Genomic DNA, 11,703 nt, shown 5'->3' with positions numbered 1-11,703 from the left:
TATACGCTAAAACCTAACAAGCAAATCAAGCTCGTTCCCTGCGGTCACTGGGACAATTACTCGTTGGCGGCTGCGCCATTTTCGCCAACGAGTAATTGCCCCTTATTAGGGTGTTATACTTTATGAGGAATCTAGCCTTTGTACTTAGATATGCTTAAGGAAATGATTACATTGCTCAAGAAGTGCGACAATGATCATTGGGCAAAATGGTTTCAAATTGCCCTCGATTTATATCAGTCAGGCAAAGTATCTAAATCATATTCAAAGGTACTTGGGGCATATGGCGGCATGGGTAGCTTCAATGACGTCTTTTGGAATTTACCGAAGCAAGAACATGAGCGACTCGAGTATCTTAAGGGGACAGTTTGGACTTATGCAAAAAACATTCATAGCGAAAACATAACAAATTGCTCCATTTGACGCAGCGGTCTACGCTCCTTTTTGTGCATTCGCTGCGCTCATTGTCGCACAAAAGTCCACTACAACCGCTGCGCAAATGAGCAAGGCGTTATGCGTTCGGCAGATCTTACAGTAAGGATGTAACTTGAAAATTAGACACTTAGAAGAATTTGATCATAAAGATCTTCATAATATTTATAGCTTTACGGAAGTAATGGCAAATACATCACAACTTCCTTTTTTGAGCTCTTCGCAAGTTTCAAATCTCTTTTCAGCATCAAATCAATACACGTTAGTCGCAGAAGTTGATGGTAAGGTAGTTGGACACGTGACGCTACTCCTAACGGATAAAGTTCGGGATAAGCATACTGCTTCTATTGCCATCGCTGTTCACCCTGAAAGTCACGGACAAGGTGTCGGAAAAGCCTTGATTCATGAAGCAATCAATCAAGCTGATAATTGGCTTAATTTAATTCGTGTTGAATTAGAGGTTCATGCTGATAATCTTTCAGCCAAAGCTCTGTATGAAAAGGTAGGCTTTGAAACTGAGGGCATTAAGCGTTTGAGTACATTCAAAAGTGGACGGTATATAGATATGGTTATCATGTCCAGAATCAGCCCTGCACATGGAATGAACGCATAACAAAGCGTTTAAGGCAGATACGCAACGCATGGCATTCTTGGTTCAAATTGAGTTTTGTGTCTACGGTGTAATGGTTAAGGTTAGTCGTAGGCGTCGCTCACTACTTAACGCGGCGCTATCTAGGAAACAAATGTTAAAAATTGTGGTAATTATTCTAGTTTTACTGGGTGTGACTTTTTACTTTTTAAAGTTAAATGCCCCAGAAGCAAAAGAATGGCTTAAAGAAAACAGAAACAAGTATGCATTAGCAGGAAATCGCTTTGCTGGAACAAAGGATGCTATTAAATTTGTTGATAAGCTTTATGAATTGGGCGCTGTCAAAGTCGTAATTTCTAAAGATTCAATTTACGACGAAAAGGAAAGAGTAAAAAAAGAAGGTGGTCCATACGCTGATGCAATCGTTGTAACTTTACCAAACTCTGAATCGGAGCGAGTTGCCTTGTTTAAAGTCTTTAAAAATGAGGCTAATTCTCAAGGCATGGAATTTGACCCAAGTACTGATGTTAGAAATGGTAAAGTATTTGTTTGGTGGGACTAACTAGCTCAATAGCAAACAGAGGCTTTACCTGCCGACTTTCCAGGGAAAAAAATCGATCTGCAGGGGAAATGGGGCATTCCTGGTCTTATTGACATGCACACTCATTCGTTTGGAAACAATATACCTAATTCTAAGAACGATACACCGGGCACACAGGCTGTTTCAGAAAGAGTATTGAAAGCTGGAGTCACTGGCTTTGTTGACTTATTCGGCGATGAACAAAATCTTATTGATGTTAGAACAAAACAACGAAATGGAAAATTCGTGGGTGCAGATATATATACCAGTCTAACTTGTTTTACAGCACCCGAAGGTCATTGTTCAGAATATGGTATTGCTACAAGAACGGTGACATCTGTTGCGGACGCAGTAAGAGAGATGACCGAGTTAGTTACACTGGATCCAGATGTGATAAAAATTGTTTATCAACCTTCTGATGATCAACCTTCGATTTCAAAAGAAGTATTTGCGCAATTAGTTAAAACATCTAAGCAGTTTGGCATCAAATCTATTGTGCATATTAAATCCTGGCAAGATATTAGAGATGCAATAGACGTCGGTGCTTCAGCTGTCACCCATGTACCACGAGGTGAAATTCCAAAGGACATACCAGCCCTTATGGCGAAAGCAGGAATTGTGATGATACAAACATTAACAGTTCATACAGATTTCGTTAACTTTTTATATGATCCAACGGTGTTAGATGCACCTTTAACTAAGGAACTTGCTTCAGAAGCCTTAATTTCAGCCTATCGCCACGTTGATCTAATTACTAAATATAAGGATAAGCAAGCTAAATTCAGAGAACGAAATGCTGTCACTTTTTCTTCAGTTAATGCAATGATTAATGCAGGTGTTAGGATTCTTGTAGGTACTGACTCAGGAAATTGGAACACTATTCAAGGCTATTCTGTGCATAGAGAAATGAAGCTTTTAACGGAAGCGGGTATGACACCTCACCAAGCAATTGCTTCTGCAACAACTTACTCTGCTAACTTTCTGGGGATTCAAAGTGGTTTTAATGAAGGCGATAAGGCCAATTTTATTATCTTAAATGCCTCACCGATCAATGATATTATGAATACACAGAGTATTTCTCTTGTGATTAAAAATGGAAACATAGTGGTACAAAATAGTTTTAACGATGACAAGTCGTAGTTTTCATAGAAATCACGGAAAGTTAATATTCTCGTGTGCATAGAAATGTGCTGTTTAGCAAAGTAATTACAGCGGACAAATTTTCCCCTACCGTTTTTGCTAATCCGCTGCGCGGGCAAAAATCAGCCCAGCAAAATTAGCCGTATATTGCGGCGTCATATTCAAGGAGATACGATGGACATTTGGAGTTTACCTTATACTTTCGAGTATGAAGGTCGAAAAGTGAAATATGGGATTGAAGGAAAAGGAGAGCCTCTTGTTTTAGTTCATGGTACGCCTTGGTCATCTTTCAACCTTAGGCACTTGATTCAGGCACTTTCAAGCGACTATACAGTCTACTACTTTGATTTACTTGGTTATGGTGAATCAGATAAGAGTGATGCGGATGTATCTTTAAAAATACAAAATCAGCTATTAGACTCATTAATAAATCATTGGCAGCTTGAGCTACCTTATATTGTGGGGCATGATTTCGGGGGTACGACAGTACTGAGAAATTACTTGCTGAATCAACGAAAGTACAAAAAGATAGTCGTAATTGATCCTGTTGCATTATCTCCTTGGGGCTCTCCATTTTTTAAACATATTGAAGAGCATGAAGCAGCCTTTGCTGGAGTTCCTGATTTCATTCATTCAGCAATCGTTGAAGCATATATAAAAACAGCGTCATACCAGCCATTATCTCAGGAAACAATTGACGGTATTCTCCGCCCTTGGTCTGGAGATGAAGGTAAGAAAGCTTTTTATAGGCAAATAGCTCAAGCTAATTCAACGTATACGGATGAATTTCAAGATAAACTATCTAACTTTGATGTACCTACATTAATTCTGTGGGGTGAAGAAGACCAATGGATCCCTGTTGAACAAGCTCATGTACTTCATAGTAAAATTAAAGGCTCTAAGTTAACTATAGTGCCTGAGTCGGGACATTTGGTCATCGAAGAAAAACCAGAAGCATTGGTTAGGGAGATTCGAGAGTTCTTCGAAAGTTGATTATAAAAAGGCTACGTGGATTCCTCTTTATCAAGCTGGGAAGTCCAAGCAATAGCATTTCTGACAACAAGAAAACCTGACAGCAGCTCTACATTCGGCGTTTATTAGCATTGTTACGCTATCGCGCTGGTGATTTGTGCTTGAGTAATGCCTCTTTCGTCAAACAGAGTATGTATCTATAATTTTTTCCCGGTTAAACAGGCTGTAAATACAGCCTGTTTAGAGGGAAGTATTAATCTAAACTTCGCAACCATGACTTAGCGGGTAGGGTGGTGCTATTGATTATGATCAACAGAGGCTGATGATGAGAAAAACTCGACAGTCCGGTTCATCATTTGTGCTTGCTCAGCCATCGCTTCGCCTGCGGCGGCGGCTTCTTCAACCAATGCCGCATTTTGCTGTGTCATCTGGTCCATTTGCGTTATTGCAGTGTTAATTTGCATAATGCTTTCTGATTGATCTCGTGCAGATTGCGCAATTTCAGCCATCATGAGTCGTACTTTACTAGTGGCTTCTATTATTTCACTAAGCGTATTACCCGAGCGATTCACTAAGTTTGTACCTTCTTCTACTTTAGTTTGGCTATCTCTTATAAGGTCTTTAATTTGACGCGCAGCATTTGAGGAGCGCTGAGCTAGATTTCTAACCTCTCCGGCTACAACTGCAAAACCACGGCCTTGCTCACCGGCTCTGGCGGCTTCTACAGCCGCGTTTAATGCTAATAAGTTAGTTTGAAAAGCTATCTCGTCAATCACACTGATGATTTCGGTGACTTGCTTACTGGACTCATTTATTTCACGCATTGCTTCAACAGCCAACTCGACGACTTCACCACCATGACTTGCTTTATCTTCAGCGGTCATTGATAGTTTATTTGCCTGTTCTGCTTTTGTTGAACTTTGCTTAACAATTTCGGTTACCTCATCCATGCTGGCTGAGGTTTCCTCTAGGCTACTGGCTTGTTCTTCTGTTCGTTGACTCAAATCAGCATTACCTTGAGCAATTTCATTTGCACCTTGTGAAATACTTCCAGAAGCATGAGTAATATTGTTAATTACTTCGGTCAATTTATCGGCGGTACTGTTAGTATTTTGCTTCAATTGACCAAATGAGCCAGCATAATCATTTGTAATACGTTTGCTTAAATCACCTTTAGCTAATGCACTTAGAACTTTAGTCACATCATCAAGGGCAACTTCAACAGTAGACACTAGGCCGTTCAATCCATGACTTAGTTTTTCAAAGAATCCTGACTTTCCTTGTAGTGATAGCTTTTGGCTTAAATCGCCTTGTGCTGCTGATTGCACCAGGTTATCGATTTCTTTTTCGATAGTTACTTCAGCAGTTCTATCTGTCCATTCTAGTACTGTTCCAATTCTTACATCATCAACGAATATAGGATTTGAGGTGACTGAGAAGACTCGTTCACCCATAAATTCGGTGCTATTGTCAGCATGAGCTAAGTTATAAAATAGATCGCGTTGCTGCTCTGGTTCAAGGTAGAATTGATCAACAGGAAAGCCGATGAGTTTATCAGCAGTAAATTGTTTAGTACGCGCTTGTATATCCTGTTCGACATTACGCATGGTATTTTCTAGAGCTTGGTTTGCATAAATGACCTCAAGTTCTTTATTTGCAATCATTACATTGCCAGAGACGCTATCTAATGCATATCGGACACGCGCATTTTCAGCTGCAATACGTGATTTATCTCTTTCTTGGGCAAGCCATTCAGTTTTATCTTGCCATTCTAAAACTGTGCCTACACGCTCACCGTCCACACTGACGGGGCTGATGATCACAGCAAAAGTTCTTCCTGCGAGTTCAAATTCTGTTTCAACACTGGATACAAGAGACTTGAACTTGGTTAGTTGATTTGTGAAGTGTGTAAAGAACGTATCGACTTTGTTATTAACAATTTCATTTTGATTAAAGTGAGGGTTTACTTGTTTGATGTCTTTACTAGCAATTGAAAACATGTTGATGAGAGAATTGTTGAGGTAAATAACATTTAAATCAGTATCAGCAATCATAACCTGGCCAGAAGAACCATCTAAAGCATATTTTACTCGCGCATTTTCTGATGCGACGCGGGCTTTTTCTGCCGCTTCAGCGAGTTCTGCTGTTTTATCTTGCCACTCAAATACTGTACCTACTCGCTGCTTATCTACAATTACAGGACTGGCTACTAAATAGAAGGTTCTATCAGCTATAATAAATTGTTCTGCAATGGTATCAGTTAAGTTTTCAATTTGAGTTGCTTTTTGCTCAAAGTATGGCATTAGGGTGGTGATTTTTGAGTCAATAATATGCGCTGCACTAAAGCTGGGTAGTTCATTTTGAAGTTGAGATTCAACCTGCTGGAACATGGTTTTAATTGCATCATTTAAGTAAATGACTTTGTGGCTATTGTCTACGATCATGACATTTGAATTGGCGTTATCAAGAGCGCTTTTTATACGAGCATTGACACGTGCGACACGCCTTTCTTGCTGTTCTTTCTCTCTAATCAGTTTAAGGTTCTCCCGCATTTCAAGCATAGATTTAAATACACCTTGAGGTGCATGTTCATCATATTCTTGATCCAGATTTCCCTCAGAAATGGCGGTAGCAATATTATCTAATTCGCTAGGGTCTTTACCCAATTGCTTCATTACTACTCTAAGTAAGAAAAAGACAATCGCGACGCTAATAAGAAGTGCTGTAATAAACAGCAAAAATATGTTCGAAACTGCTTTTTCATTGGACGCTTTTAATTGTGGTCCTAGGGTATCTTGGTCACTTTTTACGGAATTACTTAAATCTCTAACAATGGATGCAAAACGAGGCCCAATGACATCTAGCACATTTGTTACTTTATTGTTTCTATCAACGATTATATCTTGAACTTTATTAAAGGCTTGTACGTAATCAGCTTGCAAACTTTTTATATTATCTAATTGTGCTTGATTGGATTTGCTAAGATTGGAAGTGTTTAACGAGACAAGTTTGTCATCAAATAACGAAAACTCCTGAATAACTCTATCAAAGGCAGAAAGATCATTACTTTCTAGATATTTAATTACATAAAGACGGCCTAATAATAGATTACGCATTGCTTCACCCGCAAAATAAGCAATTTGGCTATTGTTTGATTTTTCTGCATTTTGCATGATCTGCGTTAACTTATTTTCCATTTTCGGGCCAACGATGTTTAGTCTATTTAAGACCAATTCATTACGTTGTACTCGGTATGCTTTTATTGCCTCAAAGGCAGTATTATATTGATCAATCTCCTGAATGAGCAGAGCTATCATTTGTGCGCGTTCAGGTTTGTTTATTTCGCTTTTAGCTTTACTCAGTAATATCTCTACTTTATTGAAATACTGATTATATTCATTAATATCTTTATCACTGCCAGTAAGTAGAAAGTCTTTTACATTCATACGTACCATCAGCATGTTGGACTGTAACGTGCTTGCGAGGTTAGAATCTCTAGCTAACTCTCGATAGCCTTTGAAACCTTCATCCGCCGATGTTAACGCAAGATAAGCCGTCAATCCTATTCCAGCTAGAATGAGTAAGATAATTGTGAAGGCTGAGGTGAGTTTAGCCTTAAGTGATTTGAAAATATTCATTGAATGAATGTCAGTATCCATGCTGAGCTTCCTGATTGTACCGATAAAGATGCAGTATTAAGAGATAGCTTAGTATTTCGATAAAATCAAAGAGCTTAATTGTTCTTTTATGTTCGCAATGGGGTTTTTATAAAAAATACCACTGTATTCAAAGTGAGGCTTGCAACTATTATTAGTGGATGTGTTGCACGATACATTAAGCGCACCCGCCAGTTGGAATGTGCTAAAGGGCATTTGTACGAATATCTTATAGCTATTTCTTAACAAAAGTGACGCTAAGAAGTAGTCTCCGGTTTTAAAAGGCCTAGATTGTTTTGTTCATAAATCCATTAGGTGGATGAATGGCGGTCAGTATTTAAATTAATAGCTTACAGAGCTAATACAACTATTACTTACACTCTATTTCATGGTTATAATAATGCGTTTATTTCATTAATTTGTGTAACAGGCTTTTTAATGTTTTTTAATTGATTTCAAAAATCAGGGATACGAATGATTGTTCGAACGGGTATAGTTTTAATGAGTGCTTTGCTCATTTCTTGTAATGTTAATGCAACTGATGGTAAAACGATTTATGTAGGTGCTTCAAAAAGTATTGTTGGGTATGACGATGCAAACAGTAACACGTATAAGGTTAATTCAGGTTATATAATAAATAGAAACTTTTCTTTTGAGCTTAATTACCTTAATTTAGGTGAAAGCTCTCCATTTGATGGCTCTGGCACGTTACAAGCTGACGCTTTTTCAGCGGAAGTACTAGCCAAATATCCTGTGAATGATTTTTCAATTTATGCAAAATTAGGCAATATGTGGTGGACTGAAAAAGGAGAGAGAACACACTGGTGGAAAGAAGCAGCGCCTACAGTACAAATCAAAAACACAGGAAGTGATTTAATCTATGGTGTTGGTATGAGTTACAACATTACCCAAAGCTTTAGTATTAAGGTTGAATACCTTGAAAGTAAGGTAAACAGTCAGGCTGCAAACCCTTTATCACTGGGTTTAGATTTTGCTTTTTAATACATCATTTTTAAACTAAGTTACTTGCAGGCTCAAGTTTAGGCTTTAGCAACCAGCAATAAAATTAAAGCTTTGTACTCGTATTAGCTTTTACTCTATTTTGCAAATGACATAGCACGCTAAAAAGCGAATGAATTTTTAGCGTGCCGTAATTAAGTAAAACCTTTCAAACAAGCCCCCTCAGAGAGTTAAAAATAAGTGTTTAGCCTTATAAAATTTAACAGCCTCAATACTATTTAATTGCAAATTTTAAGCTTCGTTAACATTACTTGGTTGTTACTGTATAATAAAACTACATTGGGTATTCATCTCTAATAGTTTTTAACTAAGGTTTTTGTTAATGAAGCGTTTTCTACTCTTATTTTTGCTTATCAGTAGTGATATGAAGGCACATCAACCACTAATTATTGATATTATCAGCAGTGAAAATTTTAGTGAACGCTACTCAGCTTTTGTTAATGGCCGCGATATTATGGACATCACTGATTTTAGTCCTAGTACTGATGGGTCACACCTAGAAATTATTGAGATGATACTTCTTCAGCAAGCGCTATATTTAGGGGGGGAAACCAAAAAAGTCGAGTTTCGCCCGCGAAATTGGGTAAATACAACTGAATTTGACTCTTTAATCGACGGGAGCAGTCTAATGCTCGCGCGAACTATGTGGCATGAAGACTTGCTGGACTATCGAGGATCTCTTTACGTCAGTGATGCGGTTATAGAGTTTGGTCAGTATGAAGCTGGTTTATATGTGTCAGTTGATAATCAAAAAGCTCAGGCGTTGAAACCTTCACAGTTAAACCGATTGACAGTTGTGGTTAATCCTCGTTGGCATGTTGATTGGCGTGCATTGGTTAACACGCCTGTAAGCGTCATTAGCTACATCGGACCTTGGGAAGATATGTTAGCTATGGTTGAGACCCAAGTTGTTGATGCTATGATGATTAACTTTAGTGTTAGCGATCATTTAGATCTTAATTTTGAAGGTAAATTATTCACACCTCTTAAAAAGTTGAAAGTAATCCTACCTGACACACGTCATTTTGCAGTAAGTAAAGCGCACCCTCAAGGTAAGCAAGTTGCTCAAGCATTACAGCGCGGCTTAGCCGTGTTATCTGAGCGAGGGGTAATCAAAAAGGCATTGCAACAATCTGGTTTTATTAACCATCTAACGAGTGATTGGCAGGCAATTAACCAACAAATGGTGGTGTCTGAGCGATGATAAAAACAGTGTATTTTTTTAGTTTTGGCTTGTTTTTTATGTTGCAAACAAGTGTGTTGATTGCTGCGGTTGGCTCGGAAGAAAAAAAACAATTAGATTTGTATTTTGCGAAGCTTAAAACGGATGTAAATCTTGGTAATACGCTTCAAACTATGAGCTATTTAACAGAGCTACGAGCACTCGCTATAAGCCAAAATGCCAAAGAGGTTGAAATAGAAAGCTACTTTATAGAAGCTATGATCAAGCGCCGGTATGGTGCTTACGCAGACGGTGTAAAACTAAACCATTATGCACTTGAATTGGCTAAATCAGTTGGCAATGAGGAATATATTGCATGGGCATACTACCATTTAGCCCATTTAGAGCTTGAGTTAGAACGTTACACACTGGCACTCGATTATATCCAGCACCCAATTAATTTTTATGTAAATAAAAATGCGGAGCGTGCTGCTTTAATGTACCTTTGGCAGAGCAAAATATATTTAACAATGGGGAGTTATTATCAAGCTCTCAAAGCAAATAAAGACGCTCTGCAGATTATATCACCTTCCATGGATATTCATTTAGATTTAGCTGTAAATCTAGCTCAAATTGAACTTAAGCTTGGTAATACAAAGGATGCAAAAACAGCATTAGGTTTGGTTAACGTAGAAAAATTAAATGGTTCGAAGGCGCGCCTCAAACTGCAATATTATTTAGCTTCTGCAAATAGTCATTTACAAACAGGTGAATTTAACCAAGCAATAGAAATTGCACTGATACAATTGGAAAAACCAACTAGTCTTCGCTTTTTAGATGAACAAGCGCAATTACAATATTTAATCGCTGTAGGATATAGCCAGCTGGGGGAGCACAAATTAGCCTATAAATATTTAAAACGTTATTCTTTAAGTAATGATGCACTTAGTTTGCAACGTCGAAATAATAAGGTACTTCAACTTGAATCGCATTATAAGTTTGATTTACAAAACCAGAAGCTTGAACTGCTCGGTAAAGATAATACGTTAAAAGAGCAACGTTTAGCACAACAAGAACAAGCCTTTACTAACCATCGACTGCAACAACAGCGTTGGGTCTTAGGTGCCATACTATTGCTAAGTATAGTTGGTTTTGTGTATTGGCGGTGGCAAAACCAGCGTTATTTAGTGGTATTAAAACAGCGCGTTAACGAGCGAACACAAGAATTAGCAAAAAGTAATGAGCGATTAAAAGCAATGAGTTTTACTGATAGTTTAACTGATCTACACAATCGTCATTACTTTTTTAGTGTTATAGATGAATTGCTAATCGATTTTAATTCTCCACCAATTAACACTGAGCGCCAGCGTTTAGTATTTGCCTTAATTGATATTGATAAGTTTAAAAACATAAATGATACCTTTGGTCATAATGTTGGTGATCAGGTATTGGAGCAATTCTCTAATATTTTAAGGCAACAAATTCGCAGCGAAGATCTACTCATTCGCTGGGGAGGAGAAGAGTTTCTGCTTGTAATTAAAAATGTCAGTTATTGTGAAGCCGAGCAAATAGCAGAGACGTTGCGCAGTGTAGTTGCCAACCACATTTTCAAGTTAAATAACGACGAAAGCCTAAACGTAACGTGCTCAATTGGGTTTGCTTGTTACCCATTGTTAGCGACAGAACCAGATTTATACAATTGGGAGCAAATTATCGAATTGGCAGATGGTGGTTTATATTTAGCAAAAGAAAATCAAAGAGATGCCTGGGTGGGTATTAAAGCTGGTAATTCAATTTTGCACCACCAAAGTAAAGAGGTAGTAAAAAATTATCGTGCTCACTTAGTGCAACAGACACTTCACGCTTCGACCAACATTGAAAGAACATTAAACTATTAAGTCCAATGTAATTTAAGGTGAACAAGACGGGCCTTAGTTGGTTCATTGTTATTGAGTAACGATGTGTTTGGAGCTAATGGTATGCCAAGTCGCCCAGTATAAATCGGAATGTGTTATAAGATTTTAAATAGTTGCTAGGCTGCTAATTTATATTGATTTAATCAATAGGTTCATATGGCATTTATCAAAAGTATTAATTTTACTGGAGTGCTTGGTTATCTGTATTTCCTGATAACAATTAGTATGATTGGTATCGC

Annotated in this window: 8 protein-coding genes; 7 read left to right on the top strand and 1 reads right to left on the bottom strand. The window is 37.9% G+C overall.

Features of this window, described 5'->3' with window-relative positions:
- The first annotated feature begins 544 nt into the window (after positions 1–544).
- The 4 genes from C7Y70_RS00525 to C7Y70_RS00510 all read left to right on the top strand — a co-directional run bounded on the left by C7Y70_RS00525 (position 545) and on the right by C7Y70_RS00510 (position 3,731).
- Positions 545–1,042: a GNAT family N-acetyltransferase gene (locus tag C7Y70_RS00525; protein WP_135473020.1), complete on the top strand. Its 498-nt coding sequence runs from the start codon at positions 545–547 to the stop codon at positions 1,040–1,042.
- 130 nt (positions 1,043–1,172) lie between these two features.
- Positions 1,173–1,580 carry a hypothetical protein gene (locus tag C7Y70_RS00520; protein WP_135473019.1) on the top strand — a complete coding sequence of 136 codons (408 nt, stop codon included), beginning with the start codon at positions 1,173–1,175 and terminating at the stop codon, positions 1,578–1,580.
- Positions 1,581–1,631: 51 nt separating this feature from the next.
- Positions 1,632–2,738, top strand: a complete 1,107-nt coding sequence (locus tag C7Y70_RS00515) for an amidohydrolase family protein (protein ID WP_348631082.1) — start codon at positions 1,632–1,634, stop codon at positions 2,736–2,738.
- Positions 2,739–2,912: 174 nt separating this feature from the next.
- Positions 2,913–3,731, top strand: a complete 819-nt coding sequence (locus C7Y70_RS00510; protein WP_135473017.1) for an alpha/beta hydrolase — start codon at positions 2,913–2,915, stop codon at positions 3,729–3,731.
- A gap of 275 nt (positions 3,732–4,006) precedes the next feature.
- Here C7Y70_RS00510 and C7Y70_RS00505 read toward each other — a convergent pair whose 3' ends face one another.
- Complete coding sequence (locus C7Y70_RS00505) at positions 4,007–7,369, bottom strand: methyl-accepting chemotaxis protein (protein WP_135473016.1); 3,363 nt, start codon at positions 7,367–7,369, stop codon at positions 4,007–4,009.
- A 471-nt stretch (positions 7,370–7,840) separates the two neighbouring features.
- On the opposite strand from C7Y70_RS00505, the gene C7Y70_RS00500 reads away from it, so the two are divergent.
- The 3 genes from C7Y70_RS00500 to C7Y70_RS00490 all read left to right on the top strand — a co-directional run bounded on the left by C7Y70_RS00500 (position 7,841) and on the right by C7Y70_RS00490 (position 11,446).
- Positions 7,841–8,368, top strand: a complete 528-nt coding sequence (locus C7Y70_RS00500) for an outer membrane beta-barrel protein (protein ID WP_135473015.1) — start codon at positions 7,841–7,843, stop codon at positions 8,366–8,368.
- A gap of 340 nt (positions 8,369–8,708) precedes the next feature.
- Positions 8,709–9,590: a hypothetical protein gene (locus tag C7Y70_RS00495; protein WP_099294071.1), complete on the top strand. Its 882-nt coding sequence runs from the start codon at positions 8,709–8,711 to the stop codon at positions 9,588–9,590.
- Positions 9,587–11,446 carry a GGDEF domain-containing protein gene (locus tag C7Y70_RS00490; protein WP_135473014.1) on the top strand — a complete coding sequence of 620 codons (1,860 nt, stop codon included), beginning with the start codon at positions 9,587–9,589 and terminating at the stop codon, positions 11,444–11,446. Before C7Y70_RS00495 ends, C7Y70_RS00490 begins: the two co-directional genes overlap by 4 nt.
- Positions 11,447–11,703 lie beyond the last annotated feature (257 nt).

The organism is Pseudoalteromonas sp. KS88 (assembly GCF_004766475.1).
Taxonomy (GTDB): Bacteria; Pseudomonadota; Gammaproteobacteria; order Enterobacterales; family Alteromonadaceae; genus Pseudoalteromonas.
This window is presented reverse-complemented; position numbering and strand designations above follow the sequence as displayed.